The organism is Desulforamulus aquiferis, assembly GCF_030577015.1.
Lineage (GTDB): Bacteria > Bacillota > Desulfotomaculia > Desulfotomaculales > Desulfotomaculaceae > Desulfotomaculum > Desulfotomaculum aquiferis.
In genome coordinates this window covers 13,677-34,979 of the sequence record NZ_JARPTC010000005.1, presented here as the reverse complement: position 1 = coordinate 34,979, position 21,303 = coordinate 13,677, and the positions used below count along the sequence as shown (strand labels likewise).

Genomic DNA, 21,303 nt, shown 5'->3' with positions numbered 1-21,303 from the left:
ACCAGCAAACATTACTCCTAAACTCTATTACGATCCCGTTCCTCTAGATCGCTGAGCTTCTTTCTGATCACCTTGACTTCTTCTTGAATCGAAGGCATGGTGATATAAGTCATTCTAATAACTCCTATTAAGGCTGCAAGTCCTGCTAGAAACCATAGAATACCTAGCAAACCAAAAAAACTGCCCATCATAAAAGGAGCGTGCATAATATCCAATTCTAGAATCCTCCTTAGTTAAGTTATAATATGTAACACAGGCACTATTATTTAGCATTTTAGCAATAGCGTCCAGCTTACGACTTCTATTGTTTTTTGTCTAACTTGTTTTCAATTTCTTGTAATCGTTTTCTTATATCATCAATATCCTCTTCCAATACCCTTGCCCTTTTAGCCTTTGTTATGATCTTTATAACAAACACTACCAACAAAATCATAACTAAGAAATTAAATAACTGGGCTATCATAGTTCCATTAAAGTTCGATTCCTCCACGAGGCATCACCTTACTCTCTAATTTCTTGCGCTAACCTTACAACTTCAACCATCAGGCGGGCATTGGCAATCAGATGCTCCTCGGTGATAAATTCGTCGGTGGTATGTACCTTTGACATACCTATACCCAGGTTGGTGCAGGCAATGCCCTTACCGTTAAATACGTTAGCGTCGCTGCCGCCGCCTGTATGACCTAGTTTTGGCTCCACCCCAATGCTCTCAGCAGCCTTTACAGCAATGCGAACCGGTAACGAGTCTGGTTGTAAATCGATTTGATCGTATTCTTTAACCACCTTAATCTCGGCTTTAGCCTGGAACCTGTCCGCAGCCTTTTTAATTTCACCTACCATATGGTCAATCTGTGCCTTTGCCTTGTCTGGCTTGATGCTGCGACTTTCGCCATCAATAATACATTGCTCAGGAACTATATTAGTGGCCATACCACCCGAGATGATTCCTATATTAGCAGTGGTTTCATCATCTATACGGCCAATATGCATATTGCCAATGGCCACCGAGGCCACCATAATGGCGTTAATTCCCTGCTCCGGGGCAATACCCGCATGGGCAGCCCGGCCCTTAATGGTAGCCTTAAAACTATATTGGGTCGGAGCCTTAATGATAATTTCTCCCGGAGGTCCTCCACTGTCAAGAACAAAGCCGAGCTTAGCTTTTATTTTGCTATAGTCCAGTCTTTTAGCTCCCACCAGGCCTATTTCTTCACCAATGGTAAATACCACCTGTATCTCCCCATGGGGAATCTGCTGCTCCTTTAGTACCCTAATACATTCCAAGATAGCAGCTACTCCCGCCTTGTCATCTGCACCTAAAATGGTATTGCCCGAGGAGGATATGACACCATTCTCCCGCTTGGGTTTTATACCCCTACCGGGCTTAACCGTATCCATGTGAGCGCTTAAAAGAATCGAAGGCCCTGCACCACCGGTGGCCGGTAGTGTGGCGATCAAATTTCCTGTCTTTTCCCCTACCTCAACGTAAGAACCAGCTCCATCTTCTATGACCTCAAATCCCAGCGCCCCAAGCCTCTCTTTCAGTAAGTTGGCAACTTGTCTCTCGGCCAGGGATTCACTATCCACTTGAACCAATTCCATAAATTCTTGAATTAACCTTTCACCGTTAATCAAAACAGGTTCACCCCTCATCAAATGAAATTCTTATATAAAGATATGCAGCCGGAAGCATATATTAATAGATATGCCACCGGCTGACAGTATTTTATACAATTATTTTAATTCCTTGGCTAGCTTGATGCCACTTTCCAGAGCCAGCTGGTTAACGGGAATCATGTTGTGGCGTCGGGCAGGCAGTACCTTTTTCAAGGATTCAACCACTGCCTCTACCGTAACTATGCCGGTAAGTTCAATTAGCGCACCCAGGATAACATTGTTAGCTACCCTGACATTCCCTAATTCCTCGGCAATCTTATTGGCCGGTATTTCAATTGCCTTGACATCCTCACGTTTGACCTTTTGTTCCACCAGGGAGGAATTAATTAGTATCAAACCACCCGGAACAACGGCCTTCTCAAATTTGTCTAAGGATGGCCTGTTCATCACTATTAAGGTAGTGGGCTCGGTAACCAGGGGTGAGCTAATAGGTTCATCCGATATGGTAATACCGCAGTTTGCCGTACCACCCCGCATCTCCGGCCCATAGGAGGGAATCCAGGCCACCTGCTTGCCCTCAATCATACCCGCATAGGCCATTAATTGACCAGTTGATAAAACACCTTGACCGCCAAACCCAGCAATTAATATCTCCTGTAACATGCTATTTCACCTCCGATTCCTTATACACACCCAGTGGGTAGTACGGAATCATGTTTTCCGCCAGCCACTTCAAAGACTCTTTAGGTGAGAGACCCCAGTTGGTGGGGCAGGTGGACAACACTTCTACCAGGGCAAAGCCCAATCCGGCCTGTTGTATTTCAAAGGCCTTACGGATGGCCTTTTTAGCCTGCATGATATGTTTGGGGTCATGGACCGATACCCTTGCTACATAGGCTGAGCCATCTAGGGTAGCCAGCATCTCACATACCCTAACGGGGAGGCCGTTTAATTCCCTATCTCTACCCCGGGGGCTGGTGGTTGTCTTCTGACCTGGTAGGGTTGTGGGGGCCATTTGCCCGCCGGTCATGCCGTAAATGGCGTTGTTAACGAAAATGGTGCTGATTTTTTCACCCCGGGCAGCGGCATGCACAATTTCCGCAGAGCCGATAGAAGCTAAATCCCCGTCACCCTGGTAGGTAAATACCATTCTGTCAGGCAGGCAGCGTTTGATGCCTGTGGCCACTGCCGGAGCACGGCCATGGGAAGCCTGGAACATATCTACATTAAAATAATCATAGGCAAATACAGAGCAGCCCACAGGACAAACCCCAACGGTGTTATCTCTGATCCCCATATCATCAATAACCTCTGCCACCAGGCGGTGAATTACCCCATGGGTGCAGCCTGGACAGTAGTGGTTTTGTTTATCGGTGAGAGCCTCGGGCTTTTTGAATATTATCTTGGCCATTACTCTGCACCCCCTGCCATTAATTTTTTAACCTGGACTAAAACATCCTTGGCCAGGGGAACCATGCCGCCGCTTCGGCCATAGAAATGCACAGGCTTTTTGCCGTTAACAGCCAGCTTGACATCTTCAATCATTTGTCCCATGCTCATTTCAACACATAGGAACTTATCGGCATTTTCTGCAGCCCTGGCATATATCTCAGAGGGGAAGGGCCACAGGGTAATGGGACGAATCAAGCCAGCCTTAATTCCCTCGGCTCTGGCCTTGTCTACCACGGATTTAGCGATTCTGGCAGCAGTGCCAAAACCGGTGAGAACTATTTCTGCATCATCCAGCATATATTCCTCACAGCGAGTTTCCTCGGCTGCGATAATCTCATATTTTGCAAAAAGCTTTTTGTTTAATTCCTCACAGTCCTCCGGCACAATATACAGGGAGTTAATGACATTGGTCTTTTCCCGGCCCTTTAAGCCGCTGGCCGCCCAAGGTTTTGCGAGCATTTCAGGCATTGTTACCTCATCTGCCAGCTCCACGGGTTCCATCATTTGGCCCAGGATGCCATCACCCAAAACCATTACAGGTCCACGATATTTATCAGCAAGATCAAAGGCCACCTGCATCATATCAATAATCTCCTGAACCGAGGCAGGGGCTAATACCACCATATGGTAATCTCCATGGCCACCGCCCTTTACGGATTGGAAGTAATCCGACTGGGCAGGTGCAATATTGCCAAGTCCAGGACCGCCACGCATTACATTTACTACTACACAGGGAAGCTCCGCCCCTACCAAATAGGATATACCCTCTTGCATTAGGCTTACACCGGGGCTGGAGGATGATGTCATGGTGCGGAAACCGGCGCCTGCAGCACCGTAAACCATATTAATAGATGATGTTTCACTCTCTGCCTGCAGGAACACCCCTCCTACCTCGGGCATTCTTTTTGCCAGGTAATGGGGCAATTCACTCTGGGGGGTGATGGGATAACCAAAGAAATGACGGCAGCCGGCCCGGATTGCCCCCTCGCCAATGGCCTCGTTGCCTTTCATTAATACCTTGCTCAAGCCTGCTTCTCCTCCTTCATTACCTCAATTACCACATCTGGACACATACGGGCGCACATGGCACAGCCCTTACATTTATCCATTTCTGTCACTGTTGCCGGGTGGAAACCCATGGCATTAAAGTGGTCTGCCAGGGTAATAATCTTCTCAGGACAAACTATTATGCATAGCTCGCAGCCCTTACAGCGTTCTTCCCTGAATGTTACAGTTGACAAAGTTTTACCTCCTCAATTAGTTAATTAGTAAGCCTCGCCAAAGGCCTCTTCCCAGGGTGTTTTCATAAAAAATTCAAGGGGTAATACAGAAACCTCAGGCAATCGAGCCATCACCTCGGGAACCAAAGGCTTGGGAGCTGCCATAAAGGCCACGGGTAATCCTAGCTTAGATGCTATTTCGGAAACTTTGGCATAGCCTTGCACCATAGTCTCAACATCTGTTTGGCGCCCCAGATTAGTATTACTAACCAGGCCGGTAACCTTCAGCCGGGAGTTTGTTTCTATCCCCTTCATCATTTTGTACACACCTGCAAAATCCCTCGTAAAGGGCCGACAGGTGTTAACCACAAAATATAGATCACATCTATCCTCCGTGAGATAGGGTTTATACATACCCAGGGCGATGGCTCCCACATCATCACCGCCAACATCACAGACACAATAGCCTTCGCTGGTCTGCAGTGCCCCCCTTACGGCTGGAGTAAGTGCCGGGACATCCGCATTAATCAGATGACCAGGTGGACAAATTACCTTTAATCCCCTGCTAGCCAGGTTATCCTTGGCCAATCTGGTACGGAAATAGGGATTTATGATATCTAAATCAACTAAAGATACCTTTTCTCCCCTTTGTTGAAGCATTTGAGAAAAGTTGATGGAAATTTCTGTTTTCCCACTTCCCAGGTTTGCAGTAAAAATAGTTACTGGTTTTATGTTAACTAACATGATAGACCTCCAATACTAACTTTAGTATATTTCGTTTAATTTTGTAAAAAACCTTCCCCCAGAAGGTAAAAAAAAGCCAGCCGGGGACTATTATCCTCTTCCCAACTGGTCCAAATAATTAAGCATTTTATTTTTTTCTATAATTTTTGTGAGACTGTATTTTTCAGTAAACAAATGAAAGACTACCAGAAAGGCCAGGTACCCCAGCTTTACCGGCCATAACAAAACCATGGCCGCAGTAATACCGATTGTAGCTCCCAGTGCATTTGAGCCGGTATCACCCATCATGGCTCCTGCCTTCAGGTCGATTGGCAAATAAGCCAGCAGTATTGCAGCGGTAACCAAACACCAGATCAGCTCATAGGAGGGCCAAGCAGCCGAAGTTAGTAATACTACCCCCAGGAGATAACCCTTTCCCGCTCTGCCAGGTCTTAAATCAAGTAGGTTTATGGCGTTCACTGATAGGGCAATCACAATGGTATTAACCAGTATATCTGGCCACCGGGGACTGATTACACCTGCTACCACCAGGGCCATTAGACCACCTGCCACCAGTTTTAAGCCCCCGGTTGTTAATTCGCCCCGCAATAGCTTTTTTATATGTCCTTTAAGTCCACTATCAGCCCTGGAACCAAAAACATCATCCACAATGCCCAGCAGTGTCATGGTCCCCAGGGCAAACAAAAAAGCTAGCCCACCGATTTTATATGTTTCCGGCTGCCAAATTATCAATAAGGCAGTAGGTAGTAGGGCAGACAAGAAAAATAAAAGCCCAGCACCCACAGGAATTTTATCTCCCCGGAAGTTGGGTCTAACAAAACCGGCTTCCCCAATGATTTTAAGCAGCCCCGGTAATGCGAAGCGGGCCAGGGTAAAGGCTAAAACCAAAGCAATGAGGACCAGCAGCAAATCATAATTTACTAACATAAGAAACACCTCTTAAGTATCTGCAAGGAATAATTTATTATTAATTATTCCTAATTATGACAACCTATAAACTTTTTCCATTAAAAAACTAATTATTGATGTTATGTAAACTTCTTTTTTGGAAATGGCCCATACCTAAATAGACACCCGCCCAACACCTTGGCCACATGCACAAACTGCTTGCCCCTGTGCATAAAACCCTTTAAATCCCTCCCAGTTTCAGCATGGGACATGCCAGTGGGTACCTCCAACACTATAAAACCCTCCCTGGCCACCCTAATTGTCAAGGCTACCTCCACCCCGTAGCCAGAAGCAAAGGGTAGAATTCTTGTCAACACAGACCTGGTCATAACCCGCTGGCCCGAGAGAGGCGCCTGGCTTTCAATGCCGGAAAAAAAGCGTATTCCACCCCTGGCTAGATTTTTGACTAAACCAAAACCACCCTTTTTTTTAGCCTTAGGGAATCGAGCTATGGTCATATCAGCTTTATTTTCCAGAATGGGTAAAATTAATGCCCTGGCCTCAGAGGAGCTTGTGCCCAAATCGGCATCCAAAAGGGCTACCACCTCACCTTTGGCTTCGGCTACTCCGGTGTTTAGTGCTCCCCCCTTGCCCATATTATGGGGCAGCTTGATAACCAGTGCACCTGCTTGTTCAGCTATTTCTGCAGTTTTGTCAGTGGATGCGTCATCCACCACTATAATTTCTTTAACTTCGGGAATTGCTTTTACCCCGTTAATAGTATCAAAAATACGTTCAGCCTCATTATGGGCTGGTATTACCACCGACACCCTTGGCAGTCTGTCCATTAGCTACACCCCCAGTCGCCTCCAACGGTGGAAGAAGTAGCTTAGCCGTTGGCTTAACACCATAATGCCCCGGCTTGCCTGCTATGGCCATCACCAGAGCCAGCTGTCCCGGTGCAGTTTCGACATTATCGACTGTACTTACCCTTTTCTTCTGATAATCCTTCATATATGAGCAGGTAACCTCAGTCTCTTCTACTCCAAAGACAGGAAGCTTTTGTTGTAAGAAATAATCGATCATTGGATAATCCACCAGCTCAGTCTTAACCAAAGTGGGATCTTGACTCCCACCAATGAAGATAATGGTATCTACAGGAACCCCGTAATCGCCGGACAATCTAAGGAGCTCTGTTTGTGCCAGAGTATTCAGGATTGCCTGCTTTTCCCCCGTTAATATCCCCCTGGCAGTTTCATTGGCCAGATGCTTAATAATATTATTATCATCAGTTTCTTTTATGGCCAGTTCTTGGATCAACTGCTCTTTATGATCTGTTAGTTCAAAACCATCCATAATGGTAGTTACCGACTGTACCGTGGCACCGGCCATGGTTAAGGTATTAACCAAGTCATCCCTGAAACCATAGCTGTTTGTTTCTACGATGGCAATGCGCTTATTGGCTAACCTGCCTGCCACCAGGGGCGGTAATACCTGCTTTTCAAACTGCTTTTGAATATTGTAGTCCAGCTCCAGGGTATTTGCCCTGGCTTGTACTGCTTCATTCTTTTGACGAAGTTCTTCAAGTTGAAGCTCCAGCCTATCTGCCAATTGTTTCTGACGCTCAACAATTGCCTCATTACCTATGACAGCACTTCCTACCAAAATGCCAATGCCCAGAGCCATAAATACGGCTACCAGGGTAGCAATATGATAGCGATAATCAATAATCACACTTTTTCCTCCCAAATGTCATACAATTAAAGACCTAAAAGAATAAATTATATACCAAAAATGAGCCTCACATTTAGCACAAGTAACCGGAACAGTTCCCTAGTTGGCGGGGCAATGGCAATTACCACTACCAGTGGAACCAGTCCAGCCAGCAAAATTTGTCCAACATATTTCATTCTTAAACGATTCTTGTATAGCTGGCTTACACCCTTGGCGTCAACCAAAATATCTCCAACCTTCATACGCACCAGGAAGGTACTGGCCATACCCTTGCGACCCTTTTCCAAGAAATCCAACATATTAGAATGGGTGCCCACCGCAACAATTAGTTGGGTGCCCTTTTCATAGGCCAACATCATGGCAATATCCTCGCTGGTTCCCGGTGCAGGAAAAACCTTAGCCGTCAAACCAAGCTCCTGTATCCTCTCCATACCCGGTGCCCTCCCGTCGGGATAGGCATGTACAACTAATTCAGCACCGCTGCATAATGCTTTGTCGGTGGTGCTATCCATATCACCAATTATAACATCCGGCGTATAGCCAAACTCTATTAAGGCATCGGCACCACCATCCACCCCAATTAGTACTGGCTTTACCTCATCTATGTAGGATTTTATTGCTATTAAATCCTCTTTATAGTTATGACCACGTACAACTATCAAGGTGTGTCTATCCTTAAATTCAGTAGCGACTTCAGGCATGCTAAGTCCACCGCACACAAAATCAATTTCATTGCGTGCATAATCCAGAGTATTATGGATAAACCTTGATAAGACCCGATCCATTTTACTGCGAGAGCATTCCATATGTTCTTTAACCTGGCTCAGATTAAGAAGGTTACCCTGGCTTATTGATTTACCCTTATGCCAAACAACATTCTCACGAATCTCCAATTCGTCGCCTTCAGTTACCTTATCCATGATATCTTTGCCCACAGCATCTAAAATGGGTATTCCCGCCTCTAATAAAGTTACCGGCCCTAGGTTTGGATAATCGTCACTCAGTGAAGGAACCGCATTAATCACTGCCTTGACCTTAGCTGCCACTAAAGAGTCCGCAGCCACCTTGTCCAATTCATGGTGGCAGATTACTGCTATCTCATGGGCGTGAATCCTTTTGGCCAAATCCTTGGTTCTCTTATCTACTCTGGCGATAGCTCTTATGTTCATGCCATTAATCACCACCTTACAATTAACTTTCATTCTAATGTTATAGTATGGTTAAGTCAAGTATACCCACATGAGTATTATGCTATTATTTTTCATAAATGGAAAAACCTAACATGTAATGTTAGGTTAATTGGCTAAATATGTATTCAACTAACTGGTCGTGGCAAGCATTTGTATCGCAGTATTCCACTGTAGCCGCATTTTGCATGGTCCTTATGACCATTGCTTTTAATGTAAGAATCCGATCTGTAAAATATAGGTTTATGATTATCCTTTGCCCCACATTTAATCTCTCCGGGGTGAAGAAATAAACCCCTCCCGCTGAGATATTAATAGTTTTTGAGATTACCTCCACATCACCGCTGCGATAACAGATTGGCAGCTCGGCAGTAATTCGTAAATGCTTCCTTCTCTCAACCCTGCCTAGGCTAGCCGGTAATTCCAGACAAACCTGTTCACCCTTTGCAATGAAGCACACCCTGCTGTCAAAGACCAGTTGATCCTCCCCGGAGCCAATTGTTACCTTTACCCTATTCCCCATTTTGACATAAGACCTCACCGGGGCATCTGTTTCCACAATTATGTAAGTACCGTAATAAGAGCTAATTATACCGGCAAAGTTTTTGGCTCCTACTGCAATATGAACAACAGATCCCGGATGGCAAAATTCCTCAGGGCTACCAGGCATGTCCTCAACTCCAAAATATCATTATGCTCCAATATTATGATTATCGTATGTTAAAGGAATTTCTTTAATTATTACATTTATCCTTCGTATCAGCGCCAGTTGCTCCTCCAGAGATAATTAAGCGCAAGGCCTGATCCGCTGGCATGTCGATTATAGACACTGACTCCCTTGTCACCCAGTACAGGTCACCGGCAACCTGCAGGGTTTGAGGAAAGTAAACACCTACTAAAGGATTACCCTCTTCATTTGTAAAGGGAGCCTCCTTCACTGTAAGGAATCCTAATCTATAAGCTTTCTCGTTTAGCTTCACCAGTGCAACGGTATCAAATTTTTTCTTTTCTCCTGCTAAGGATTTTAAAGAGTCTTTTATAGTATTGTAGATGTTTTTTACACCGGGCATCCGCTCGATAAAACCTTCTATCAGCCCTAACATTTTTTTGGTAATCCACCAATTACCAACCAAACCAACTAAACATACCAAGGCTACAGCAAAGAAAAAATCTATCCCTGGTAAATATTCTATACCCAACACCGGAGACAAAATGGCCCCACCAAGCCCGGCAATCTTAGAATAGACAAAGGCTACGATAAAAAAGGTTCCCAATATTGGAAGAAGTATAAGCAATCCCTGGACAAAATATAGGGATATTCTTTTCATATGATCACTCCCTAATATATAGTATTGCCAAATTTTTGACTGACTAACTGGTCTATTGTACACTCCATTATTCCAGCCGTCTTTACCCAAGATATTTGTATTAACTTTCTAGCTATCTTTTTATATTCCTTTAGTGAATGGTTGTCGATTATTATGTTTGCGGACCCATTGATACAAATAAAAACACTCTTACCCAATGGTTTAGAACCAATAGATAAAGAGTGTTTATAATAATATTAATCCTGTGTAGGGGTAATCTAGCCTAGCTTACCTTAGCCTCAATCCGCAGCTTATCAGCCACCATGGCGATGAATTCGCTGTTGGTTGGTTTGCCACGCTCCAGGTTGATGGTGTAGCCGAAGAACTTGGTCATCATTTCGATGTTACCGCGGTCCCAGGCGAGTTCTATGGCGTGTCTGATGGCCCTTTCTACGCGACTAGGGGTGGTTTGATATTTTTGGGCGATCATGGGGTAAAGTTCTTTGGTAACCGCTCCCAGTAAGTTAACCTCATTTATTACGCACAAAATTGCTTCCCGAAGATAATGGTATCCTTTAATGTGGGCAGGCACACCCATCTCATGAATGATATTAGTAACCGCAACATCTAAATTACGGGGTTTGCTGGGTGAAATGTAGGTGGAGGATACGGTAACGCCATCAGCCAGCTGGCGGATTCTGGTAGCAAGCACTGAAAAATCAAAGGGTTTAAGAATATAATAATCTGCTCCCAGTTCAACTGCCCTTTGGGTTACGCTTTCTTGACCAAAGGCTGTCAGCATAATAACCTTTGGCTTATTATTTGTAGCACCAGAAGAAATTTTTTCTAGGACACCGATTCCGTCTAAATGCGGCATAATAATATCCAGTACCATAACATCAGGTGCTTGCTGCTGAACAATCTCCAGTGCCTCTAAACCATTATTTGCAATTCCCACCAGCACAAAGTCCTCCTGATGGTTGATGAATTCTTTTAATAATTCGCAAAATTCCCGGTTATCATCAGCAATTAATACCTTTATAGCCTTTCTAATCATATTTCTTTCCCCGCCTCCTAAATTAGTCTATTTTCTATTCCATTTTCTGGAATTTCTATGGTTGCTTAAAAGCATTCGACAGGCGGGGTGTAAAGTCCTTCCAAATAACCAAAAATAAAAAAAGTTTAAATTTATTCAATTCGACAGTTTTTACCCCAAATTTACTTATTTTCATGTTTTAAACAGGCTATAGTAGTACTATCGCCAAATTCTTTTGTTTTTCTCGCGCTTACATGTTTAGGTAAAATCTCTGCTTCCATCAGCATCCACTCAGCAAGAACTCCAAAGCCCCTTGTTGGGTCATTTACAAAGACGTGGGTTACTGCACCCACTAATTTGCCGTTCTGAATTATTGGGCTTCCTGACATACCTTGTATAATTCCACCTGTATTTTGTAGCAATTTTGGATCGGTTATTTTGATAACCAGTCCTTTGCCGTCGGGTCTTGACTGAGTGCTAACCCTTTGTATTTCGATAGTAAATCTCTCTATCTTTTCATCCTGTAACACTGTGTATATTTCTGCTGGTCCTTCTTTGACTTCTTGGGACATTGCTACAGGAATCATGTTGTTTAAATAGGTATTTTCAGGTTGTTCCTGTAATTTACCAAATACGCCACAGTTTGTGTTCTTTACTATATTCCCTGAAATATTGGTGTCTCCTTTAAATGTTCCCAATTTTTCGCCCGGCTGACCTTTTTTCCCAGTGCGGATACCTTGAATGCTTGCCCCAATAATTTTACCTTTTGCCACATCTATTGGCTTGCCCGTATCCATATCAGTAATAATATGGCCTAGAGCTCCATAGGATTTACTCTCCGGATGATAAAAGGTCATGGTTCCCACCCCGGCCGTAGTGTCCCTCACATAGAGACCTACCCGGTAACGTTTAGTTTCAGGGCAAAGAATAGGTTTAACCTTTGTCTGATATATTTTATTGGTATCTTTATTCTTCAGTTCTAAAACTATTTCTTTACCATCCTGACCCATTTTGTTAACCAAGTCACGGACTTGCACTTCGTTTTCTACTCTTTTGCCACCCACTTTTAATAGGGTATCTCCCAAATTAATCCCTGCCTCGGCTGCAGGGTTATGCCGAACACCCTTTTCGTCTAGGATGGCAGATCTACCAACTACCATTACTCCTTCGGATTCCAATAATATGCCGATGGCTTGACCTCCTGGTACAACTTTTATTTCCGGCACTACACTTAAGGTCATGCTTCTTAAGGGGATTAAGCCAAATAATTTAACTTGTACTTCTAACTCTCCGGGAGTTGCTGCAACTGGTGCAGTTTTTCCAAAGCCAAAGGATAAGGGTTTAACTCCATCAATGTTGAATACTAAATTATCAGCTAATGCTTTGGGTATCCTAAGATCAAAATCTAAAGGCTGTCCCACAGCTACTCTGTGATAAACGGGCATGTTCATTAAAGTTTGAAGCGGGAGCTGAAAACACAGGCCTAAGAATAGAATGGCCGAAAAAAGAATCGGCAATTTATTTTTCCGGTAGTCCAAGTGCAGCCCCTCCTTTAATTTGTTAAGATAATTTTTTAATATCACCTCCTGTTTTTGATTTCAAAACTTAAAGCATTTAAGACGTAGGCAAATCTTCATCGAGTAATCTTAACTTCTCCTTATGAAAAAGGTTTTAATCATCACATTTATACCGAAAATTGGCTAATTCAGTCTTTTCGCAGTCTTAGAGTCAATATGTAACTTTTGTTTTTTCTGCCTATTAAACTTTTTGTATAGGTGGCATAATTTAAGAAGAGCAAAAAAAATTACGACTGCGTGCAGTCGTAGAGATTTAGAGAAACTACCTTCGGGTTTTATAATCCCTCACAACTCCTCTCTCCGCAGTGGATCGCGCTAATCGCTTACTTCGGGCGAAAATGGGCCGCCTTCGAGTAAACATCGTGTTTACCTCAGGCTTGAGCGGACGTCCATGTCCGCTCACCCATTTTCACTCCTCAGCTTCGCGAAGCGCTGTTTCCATTGCTCCGAATGTCGCTGCTCGGGATTATTAAAACCCGGTTAAATCTTCTTTTTATTAAATTTATATTCATCAGAAATCTTAATCATTTGCTGGGCATGGTCTTTTACAATGGGTGTAATTTCTCTACCGGCCAACATGCGGGCTAATTCCTCTACCCTTCCCAATTCATCCAACTTGGCCACAAGGGTTTTGGCGTGTCCTTTATTCACGGTTTTATTAATTAAAAAATGTTCATCGGCAAAACAAGCAACCTGTGCCGCATGGGTAACACAAATTACCTGCCTGGATTGACTGATCTGGGATAGTTTTTCACCTACAGCTTGCAGAGCCTTTCCTCCCAGCCCTGTATCAGCCTCGTCAAAAATTAGCGTGGGAACTTCGTCCACTCCAGCCATTAGGAGCTTGAGCACTAGCATGATTCTTGAAAGCTCGCCCCCAGAGGCAATTTTATTTAAAGGCTTAGGAGGCTCACCGGCATTTGGTGCAATTAGAAATTCAATCTCTTCCATACCTTTAGGAGACATTACTTCCTGGGGTTTGATGCCAACCTTAAAATCCACCCCGGTCATCTCCAAATGTCTAAGCTCCCGGGCTGCCTTTTTCTCCAACTCCAAAGCTAAAGTACCCCGTAGTTTACCTAAAGCCTCAGCTTCCATCCTCCATTCTTTAGTCAATGAGTTTATGGCTTCTGTTAATGCATCGGACTTCTCTGAAACATTGTCCAGTGAGTCTAACTCCCTCTCCGCCTGTTCCTTATAATTAAGTATTTCTCCAATGGTAGAACCGTATTTAAATTTTAATTGTTTAATTAGAGAGAGTCTGTGTTCAATTTGATCTAACCTTGCAGGATTGTATTCTACATTATCCATATATGTAGATACTTCCCTTGCTACATCTTCTAATTGGTATAAGCTTCCTTCCAGGGCCTCCTTTAGACCTACAAGGTTACAGTCTATCTGGGCCAACTCTCGCAATGATGTCACGGCCCTGCCCACTGTATCAACAGCTGCTGTGACTCCCTTACTACCCCGGTAGAGATTATCATATACCTCTCCGGCCAATCGGCTTATCTTTTCAGCATTGACCAGTAATAGCCTCTCCTGAAGCAGCTCTTCTTCTTCATCTTCAGCCAGATTAGCCTTGTTAATTTCCTTTACCTGAAATTTGAGCATATCCAGGCGACGGGCTATTTCACGGGAATTCTGCTCCAACGCATTTAATTCATCGGTTGTTTCCTTCCAACGACGGTACACATCCTTTACCCTATGTATCCGCTCCGCTGCCTCCTGACCACCAAGCTTATCCAATAAGTGGCAGTGCTTATCACGATTTAATAAGGTCTGCTGTTCATGCTGACCCAGCATGTCAACTAACCCACTGCTTACCTCACGATAAATATTTAAACTAACTAGCCTGCCATTAACCCGACAGTAGTTTTTCCCGCTTAGGGTTATCTCCCGGGATAATATGAGCAGATAGTCCTCACTGAAGTCTACCCCTAGTTCTTCTAAATTAGTAATTAAAGTCGACAGCTTAGATAAATCAAAGCTGGCTTGAACTATTGCCTTGTCACGGCCAGATCTTATATAATCCGCCGATGCCCTGCCACCAAGGGCAAGTTGAACAGCATCAATAAGCATGGATTTACCCGAGCCGGTTTCCCCGGTAACAATATTTAAACCGCCCCCAAAGGAAACTTCTACATCGTCAATCAGGGCAAAATTCTTAATATATAAGGATTGCAGCATAGTTCCTTACCCCCTCGCAAGATCCAGGAACCTTTGAACCACTGAAGGCGTTGCTTCTTTTGGCTTAATAACAATTAATATTGTATCATCCCCTGCCACAGTACCGATTATCTCCTGCCAGTGGGTATGATCAATGGCTGAAGCCATTCCCTGGGCCTCTCCGGGAGGTGTTTTAATAATAATTAGATTTTCACTGGAATTAATATCACTAAGTGATAGACGCACCAGGCGTCTAAGCCTGTCATCGCCCCGCCTCAGTACAGATTCATCCGGGGTAGCATAATAGGAGCTGTGATTTTCCCCTGGTATTTTGATCAGGCTCAATTCTTTAATATCCCGTGAGACAGTTGCCTGTGTTACATCATAGCCTTCAATTCGTAAGGCTGTGGCCAACTCCTCCTGGGTTTCTATCCTTCTTTCGCGGACTATTTCCAATATCTTACCTTGACGCTGAGCCTTCAAAGCTGTCACCCGCCTTTTCTATCAATAAAACCCCTGGTGCGGAGGGGGGCCGGTTATGAAAATTTACCTTGATAATTTTATACTCTCTGCTATCCGAGTTCTCCAATAGTTTCTCCACTGCTTGTCTTTCCTGTGCGCCCCCCGGATGACCCGGGTATACTACAATTACCATCCTGCCACCTGGAAGTAAAAGTTTTAGGGCCTGTTTTATTGCAGCTAAGGTGTTTTCCTCTAAGGTTATGATGCTATGGTCCCCACCGGGCAGGTAGCCAAGGTTGAAAATAGCACCTTTCACGGAGTCTGTTATATATTGGCTTATATTCTGATGCCCGTCCTGTATTAATCGAACACGACCATCCATTAATTCCTCTGCTGCAAGTCTTAACCTGGTATTATCCAAAGCCCTTTCCTGAATGTCAAAGGCATATACTTTACCTTCCGGCCCCACTGCCCTGGCCAGCATAGCTGTATCATGACCATTTCCCATGGTACCGTCCAGGGTTATATCACCGGGTTTTATTACCTCATTGAGAAAATAATGACCCAGTTTGGCCGCTGAATACCAGTTAATCAAGATCCCTTTGCCACTCCTTTAACTTTTCCCTGAGCACTTTATAAAAGCCAGTCTTCTGTATTTTTAAAAATCTAGCACTAAGCTCAGATTTCTTTATTATCACCATATCTTTGTCATTTAAAGAAAAGCCCGACTGTCCGTCCAGGGTCAGCATGGTGTGCCTATCTCCCCGAAGAACTTGGATTTCTACAACATTATCAGGAGAGGTTACTATTGGTCTGTTTGATAGGGAGTGGGGGCAAATGGGCGTTACCAGCAGAACCTTGGTTTCCGGTGCAACAATAGGGCCACCGGCTGAGAGTGAATAGGCTGTAGAGCCGGTAGGGCTAGCCACTATGATCCCATCAGCAGACATTTTACCCACAAACTCACCACTGATATAAATTTCCAAATAAACCATACGAATAGATGTACCTTTGGAAACAACTGCATCATTAAGACAGATTGATGTGCTGATAACCTGTCCATCTCTTATAACACTTGCCTCCAGCATCATTCTTTCTTCTATAGTGAAATCACCGGCAACTAAGGCATTTAATTTTTCCTTTAGGTCTGGAATATCAATCTCGGTTAAAAAACCCAACCTGCCCAGATTAACGCCAAAAATAGGGGTTCCAGAATGGGCCACTTGCCTGGCACTGTTGAGAAGTGTTCCATCACCACCCCACACCATGATGCAATCACACCTTAAGCCTAATTCCCGGGTAGGTATCCCTTGCCCCTTTTGTCCCAACATCAGGGCACTTTCTTCGTTGAAAAGAACACTAATATTCCTTTCCTTCAACCAGGAAATAACCTGTCTAACAGGATCTAATAGATTGCCTTTGCTGCTGTTGACCACCAGTCCGATGGTGTTCAACTAAGATATCCCCCTTTAAAAAGAATCAAGGTAATGACTATACCCGCACAAAAAGACAGTAGACAGGGAATTAGGCTGGTAACATGGGTAGATGGATAATCTATGTCAAATTCCATCCGATACAACTTTTTACTGTCCATATCCAGGACCAACACGCCATCTGTTCGATATACTAAATAGTACTCTAAAAGTTGTCTCCTGTTTTCAGGGGAGGCTGGCCTTTGGGCCACATCCCCTGTTTTTACGTCAACCACAAATACTTCCTTACCCTTTTGTACTATCAGATCAGCCTGTATATGGCTCCTATTAGCCTTACCATTAACCTTAGTTATTATTGGTACCCGTTCCTGCACAGCCAACACGGAGTACCCCTCTGATTCTAAAAATTTTCTAGCAGCCGCCTCCGCCTTACCTGCCTTTAGGACTCTACGTCGTGCAGAATGGGACCGCCACATTTTAATGCTATTATAGAGCAAAAATGCTCCAATGATAATGCCAATAATTAAAATGTCAATTGGCAGCATTTTTATCAACCCCCTGTCTTTAAGCTAGACAGGGCTCTTAAACCAAACTGCTGTGGGCTCTGGCTACTATGTCATTAACCTCCAACTGCACCTCCACTGGTGGATGACCTTTTAAAAAGTAAAGTAGGTATTCTATATTACCCTCTGGTCCCCTGACCGGTGAAAACTCCAAGCCACCAACCTGCCAGCCAAGTTCCCCTGTCAATGAAATTATTTTATTTATTACCTCTAAATGCACCTCCGGGTCCCTAACCACACCCTTTTTGCCAACCCGATCCCTGCCTGCCTCGAACTGGGGCTTAATCAGGGCCACTCCCTCAGCAACTGGGGCAGTTAGTAGTTCTACCCTGGGTAGTACCAAGGAAAGAGAAATAAACGAAACATCAATGGTTGCAAAATCTGGTCGTTCAGCTAATACCTCCGGTTCCAAATGTCTGATGTTAGTTCGCTCCATGGAAACAACCCTGGAATCAGACCTAAGCTTCCAGGCCAGCTGACCGTAGCCCACATCCACGGCATAAACCAATCTGGCTCCCCTCTGCAGGGCACAGTCGGTAAAACCACCGGTGGAGGCCCCAATGTCAATGACAACCCGATTTTCTAGTTCAATATTAAAAGCCTCCATGGCCTTGGCAAGCTTTAATCCCCCTCGACTTACAAAGGGTATGGGATTGCCCTGAACCTCTAGCTTGACCTCCGGTTTAACTTGATAACCAGGCTTATCCACCCTTTGCCCATCAACAAAAACAAGCCCGGCCATCACCGCGGCACGGGCCTTCTCCCGGCTGGGGAAAAATCCATGGCTAACCAACATAGTATCTAAACGCTCTTTTAAAGAAGCCAATTACTGTCACGCCCTCCAGTGTACTTGTAATATTATATCAGTTTTGGTAGAAAGTTAAAAGTACTGGGCTTAAAGGGTAAAAATGTCCCTGACTTTTTACCGGCTTGCAGTCCCTCAGATTTTGGGGAAGCTTAATGGAAAAAGAAAAGGTCCTAGAACAATAGGTTAATTTATTGTCACAGGACCTTTTTTGTGCTCATTTAAGCTTTTTACCGGCTACTGCTTTGAAAAATTTGTTTACTTTAGTACCCTGGGACCTTTGCCGGGTCATTACTGTTTCAACTATTCCATCCGCCGTGAGGCCATAATTAGCCCTTAGGATGTCTTGTTTACCATGTTCTATAAAGCGATCAGGTAAGCCAATACACTTGATGGCTACGTCATTGATACCCTCTGACTCTAGTAATTCAATGACGGCACTGCCGAACCCTCCCATGAGAACGTGCTCTTCAATGGTAACTATATTTTTTATCACCTTAGCATATTTAATAATAAGTTCCTGATCCAGTGGCTTTATAAAGCGGGCGTTGATAACAGTTGCCCGAACTCCTTTGGCATGAAGAATTTCAGCCGCCTGAATAGCTTCAGGAACCATATTACCAAGGGCCAGGAGAACTATATCATTACCTTCCCTCAGTAACTCGGCCTTTCCAATAGGTAGCTTTTCTAGTTTTTCATCCAGGCTGACCCCTTCCCCGGCACCCCGGGGATATCTAACAGCTGCCGGTCCGCCATGGTGAACGGCTGTATTAAGCATGTGTTGAAGTTCATTTTCATCCTTTGGCGTCATGATAACCAGATTGGGAATATTCCGCAGCATGGAAATATCAAAAACACCGTGATGGGTAGGACCATCATCGCCCACCAAACCGGCCCGGTCCATGGCAATGGTCACAGGTAGATTTTGTAAACATACATCGTGCAGCACTTGGTCATAGGCCCTCTGCATAAAGGTTGAGTAGATGGCGGTTACAGGCTTATAGCCTGAAGCAGCCATTCCAGCCGCCATGGTAATGGCATGCTGTTCTGCGATCCCCACATCAAAATACCGCTCAGGGAATTCCTTGGCAAAGGGATTTAGGCCGGTGCCCGCAGGCATAGCGGCGGTAATTCCTATAATTGTCTGGTCATCCTTGGCTAGTTTTACTAGGGTTTGGCCAAATATCTCAGTATAGCTTGGAGCCCCGGCAGATTTCTTCAGGGTCCCAGTGCTAACCTCAAAGGGGCCAACCCCATGAAAACGATCGGGGTTCTTTTCCGCCGGCCCATAGCCCCTGCCCTTTTGGGTAAGCAAGTGAACCAGTACCGGGCCACCGCAGGCCTTGGCCTGCTGCAGCATGGTGGAAACCCCCTTAATATCATGACCGTCCACGGGACCTAGATATGTAAAGCCTAGCTCTTCAAAGAACATCCCCGGCACAACCAAGTACTTCAGGCTATCCTTTAAACGGTCAACCACCTTTAGGAGCTTCTTACCGTGGGGAAGTTTTTGCAGCAGTTCAGAAATTTCATCCTTACTTCTGCTATACTTTGGATCTGTTCTTAGACGGCTCAGGTATCCTGATAACGCACCCACATTAGGTGCTATTGACATTTCATTATCATTTAATATCACAATCAAATCTTTTTGTAAATGACCTGCGTGGTTAAGGGCCTCAAAGGCCATGCCTCCGGTCATGGACCCATCACCAATAACTGCTACCACGGAATATTTATCGCCTTTTAAATCTCTGGCTAGAGCCATACCAAGGGCAGCAGATATGGATGTGCTGCTGTGCCCTGCCCCAAAGGCATCGTGAATGCTTTCCTCCGGCTTGGGGAATCCGCTGATACCCCCAAATTGACGAAGGGTATCAAATTGGCCATGACGTCCCGTGAGAAGCTTGTGAACATAGCTCTGGTGACCTACATCCCAAATAATACGATCCACCGATGAATTGAACACCTTGTGTAGAGCAATGGTGAGCTCCACAACACCAAGATTAGGGGCCAGGTGTCCTCCCGTTACGGCTACAGTATTTACTATGGTCTCCCGTATTTCCGCGGCCAAAGTTGTCAGTTCCTTGTGGCTTAAGCTTTGTAAATCCTGGGGACTATAAATTTTTTTCAGTAATGAGGTCAAACTTGTCCACCCTCTTCGTTAATTCTTGGGTTTGGCTTTACCCACCAGGCTTCTCCCGGTTAAATTTTCCCATTGAGCTAAAAACTTTCCTACCAAAAATATTACATCATTTGCCCTCTTCAAGGCTAGTGTTTTTCCTAAAGCTTTACCAGAAACAGTTAGGGAGGCAATAATTGCTGTCATAGTAATGTTAGCCACCAAAGTGTCTATATTGGGATGATTATTAATAATTCTAACCACAATTGAGATTCCTAAAGCACCGCTAACTGTTCCGATGATATCACCTATGACATCGTTGCATATATTGGCCACCTTATCGGCGTTACGCAGCAAAAAAACACCTTCCTTAGCCCCGCGTACACGTTTGGCCGCTTTGGCATGAAAAGGTGCCTCCTGGGCAGCGGTAGCAGCAGTACCGATAATATCAGACAGGATACCTATAAGTATAAGAAATAATAATCCTGCCAAGGCTATAGCTATACTTTGCACAATGCGGGCCATGGTTTCAGATAGCAGGGCAAATAGCACCGCTAGGGCAAAGGAGCCGAAAAATACGAACAGCAAATACTTTGTGGAAAGCTGAGCTTTATTATTATTTCCCAAAAAATCCACCTCATGTGAATTATGTATTAATTTTGATAAGTGACAGCAGGTCAGGTAAATGTTGTGGCTTAGGTCTAGCAGGTTTTCCCATAACGGTACCGTCTGTCGCCAAAACGGCGGTTTCCCTTTAAACCTTATCTGAGGCGTTACCGCTCTCAGGGCTAGATTACCACTTAGTCCACACTTTAATCCCTGACCTGCCCCAGCAGGAAGCTGGACAGCCTAGGAGTTTTCCTCGACAGCATTGATCTTTCTTAGACTCTGTTGCAGCAAGAGTTTCATCCCACAACTAAGGATTACGGGCCCGTATTCCCTAGTCGTACCAGAGGAATCCACCAATGCCACTTCAAGTCAGGCTACACT

The 21,303-nt window shown here is 44.5% G+C and carries 24 protein-coding genes; all 24 read right to left on the bottom strand.

What is annotated here, in order from left to right:
- Positions 1-17: 17 nt before the first annotated feature.
- Positions 18-215, bottom strand: coding sequence for a hypothetical protein (locus P6N53_RS04195; protein ID WP_304541441.1), 198 nt, complete (start codon positions 213-215; stop codon positions 18-20).
- 86 nt (positions 216-301) lie between these two features.
- A complete protein-coding gene (locus tag P6N53_RS04190; protein ID WP_304541440.1) occupies positions 302-490 on the bottom strand; it encodes a hypothetical protein in 189 nt (62 codons plus the stop codon).
- 11 nt (positions 491-501) lie between these two features.
- Positions 502-1,635: a M20/M25/M40 family metallo-hydrolase gene (locus P6N53_RS04185; RefSeq protein ID WP_304541438.1), complete on the bottom strand. Its 1,134-nt coding sequence runs from the start codon at positions 1,633-1,635 to the stop codon at positions 502-504.
- Positions 1,636-1,734: 99 nt separating this feature from the next.
- Positions 1,735-2,280, bottom strand: a complete 546-nt coding sequence (locus P6N53_RS04180) for a 2-oxoacid:ferredoxin oxidoreductase subunit gamma family protein (protein ID WP_304541437.1) — start codon at positions 2,278-2,280, stop codon at positions 1,735-1,737.
- A 1-nt stretch (position 2,281) separates the two neighbouring features.
- On the bottom strand, positions 2,282-3,028 hold the full coding sequence (locus P6N53_RS04175; protein ID WP_304541435.1) for a thiamine pyrophosphate-dependent enzyme: 747 nt from the start codon (positions 3,026-3,028) through the stop codon (positions 2,282-2,284).
- Positions 3,028-4,095 carry a 3-methyl-2-oxobutanoate dehydrogenase subunit VorB gene (locus tag P6N53_RS04170; RefSeq protein ID WP_304541434.1) on the bottom strand — a complete coding sequence of 356 codons (1,068 nt, stop codon included), beginning with the start codon at positions 4,093-4,095 and terminating at the stop codon, positions 3,028-3,030. Before P6N53_RS04170 ends, P6N53_RS04175 begins: the two co-directional genes overlap by 1 nt.
- Complete coding sequence (locus P6N53_RS04165) at positions 4,092-4,310, bottom strand: 4Fe-4S binding protein (RefSeq protein ID WP_304541432.1); 219 nt, start codon at positions 4,308-4,310, stop codon at positions 4,092-4,094. The genes P6N53_RS04170 and P6N53_RS04165 overlap by 4 nt, the downstream gene beginning before the upstream one ends.
- A gap of 24 nt (positions 4,311-4,334) precedes the next feature.
- Positions 4,335-5,033 (bottom strand): nucleotide-binding protein, encoded by a 699-nt coding sequence (locus P6N53_RS04160; protein ID WP_304541431.1) that lies wholly within the window; start codon positions 5,031-5,033, stop codon positions 4,335-4,337.
- 90 nt (positions 5,034-5,123) lie between these two features.
- Positions 5,124-5,960, bottom strand: coding sequence for an MraY family glycosyltransferase (locus tag P6N53_RS04155; RefSeq protein WP_304541430.1), 837 nt, complete (start codon positions 5,958-5,960; stop codon positions 5,124-5,126).
- Positions 5,961-6,061: 101 nt separating this feature from the next.
- The gene (locus tag P6N53_RS04150; RefSeq protein WP_304541428.1) at positions 6,062-6,769 is read right to left on the bottom strand and encodes a glycosyltransferase family 2 protein; all 708 of its coding nucleotides are present in this window, start codon (positions 6,767-6,769) and stop codon (positions 6,062-6,064) included.
- Positions 6,726-7,655, bottom strand: a complete 930-nt coding sequence (locus tag P6N53_RS04145; RefSeq protein WP_304541426.1) for a copper transporter — start codon at positions 7,653-7,655, stop codon at positions 6,726-6,728. The genes P6N53_RS04150 and P6N53_RS04145 overlap by 44 nt, the downstream gene beginning before the upstream one ends.
- 47 nt (positions 7,656-7,702) lie before the next feature.
- Entirely contained in the window at positions 7,703-8,824 is a 1,122-nt protein-coding gene (gene steA / locus P6N53_RS04140) for a putative cytokinetic ring protein SteA (RefSeq protein ID WP_304541424.1), read from the bottom strand.
- Positions 8,825-8,945: 121 nt separating this feature from the next.
- Positions 8,946-9,512 carry a PilZ domain-containing protein gene (locus tag P6N53_RS04135; RefSeq protein WP_304541422.1) on the bottom strand — a complete coding sequence of 189 codons (567 nt, stop codon included), beginning with the start codon at positions 9,510-9,512 and terminating at the stop codon, positions 8,946-8,948.
- Between the two features lie 64 nt (positions 9,513-9,576).
- Positions 9,577-10,170, bottom strand: coding sequence for a DUF502 domain-containing protein (locus P6N53_RS04130; protein WP_304541420.1), 594 nt, complete (start codon positions 10,168-10,170; stop codon positions 9,577-9,579).
- Positions 10,171-10,432: 262 nt separating this feature from the next.
- A complete protein-coding gene (gene spo0A / locus P6N53_RS04125) occupies positions 10,433-11,206 on the bottom strand; it encodes a sporulation transcription factor Spo0A (protein ID WP_304541419.1) in 774 nt (257 codons plus the stop codon).
- A 161-nt stretch (positions 11,207-11,367) separates the two neighbouring features.
- Positions 11,368-12,723 (bottom strand): SpoIVB peptidase, encoded by a 1,356-nt coding sequence (gene spoIVB / locus P6N53_RS04120; protein ID WP_304541418.1) that lies wholly within the window; start codon positions 12,721-12,723, stop codon positions 11,368-11,370.
- A 519-nt stretch (positions 12,724-13,242) separates the two neighbouring features.
- The gene (gene recN / locus P6N53_RS04115) at positions 13,243-14,952 is read right to left on the bottom strand and encodes a DNA repair protein RecN (RefSeq protein WP_304541417.1); all 1,710 of its coding nucleotides are present in this window, start codon (positions 14,950-14,952) and stop codon (positions 13,243-13,245) included.
- Positions 14,953-14,958: 6 nt separating this feature from the next.
- Complete coding sequence (gene argR, locus P6N53_RS04110) at positions 14,959-15,414, bottom strand: arginine repressor (RefSeq protein WP_304541416.1); 456 nt, start codon at positions 15,412-15,414, stop codon at positions 14,959-14,961.
- Entirely contained in the window at positions 15,392-15,988 is a 597-nt protein-coding gene (gene mnmM / locus P6N53_RS04105; protein ID WP_304541414.1) for a tRNA 5-(aminomethyl)-2-thiouridylate-methyltransferase MnmM, read from the bottom strand. Before mnmM ends, argR begins: the two co-directional genes overlap by 23 nt.
- Entirely contained in the window at positions 15,981-16,847 is an 867-nt protein-coding gene (locus P6N53_RS04100) for an NAD(+)/NADH kinase (RefSeq protein ID WP_304541413.1), read from the bottom strand. Before P6N53_RS04100 ends, mnmM begins: the two co-directional genes overlap by 8 nt.
- The gene (locus tag P6N53_RS04095) at positions 16,844-17,371 is read right to left on the bottom strand and encodes a PDDEXK family nuclease (RefSeq protein ID WP_304541412.1); all 528 of its coding nucleotides are present in this window, start codon (positions 17,369-17,371) and stop codon (positions 16,844-16,846) included. The genes P6N53_RS04100 and P6N53_RS04095 overlap by 4 nt, the downstream gene beginning before the upstream one ends.
- Positions 17,372-17,408: 37 nt before the next feature.
- On the bottom strand, positions 17,409-18,215 hold the full coding sequence (locus tag P6N53_RS04090) for a TlyA family RNA methyltransferase (protein ID WP_304541411.1): 807 nt from the start codon (positions 18,213-18,215) through the stop codon (positions 17,409-17,411).
- Between the two features lie 196 nt (positions 18,216-18,411).
- Positions 18,412-20,337, bottom strand: a complete 1,926-nt coding sequence (gene dxs, locus P6N53_RS04085; protein WP_304541410.1) for a 1-deoxy-D-xylulose-5-phosphate synthase — start codon at positions 20,335-20,337, stop codon at positions 18,412-18,414.
- A gap of 18 nt (positions 20,338-20,355) precedes the next feature.
- Positions 20,356-20,940: a hypothetical protein gene (locus P6N53_RS04080; RefSeq protein WP_304541409.1), complete on the bottom strand. Its 585-nt coding sequence runs from the start codon at positions 20,938-20,940 to the stop codon at positions 20,356-20,358.
- Positions 20,941-21,303: the final 363 nt, after the last annotated feature.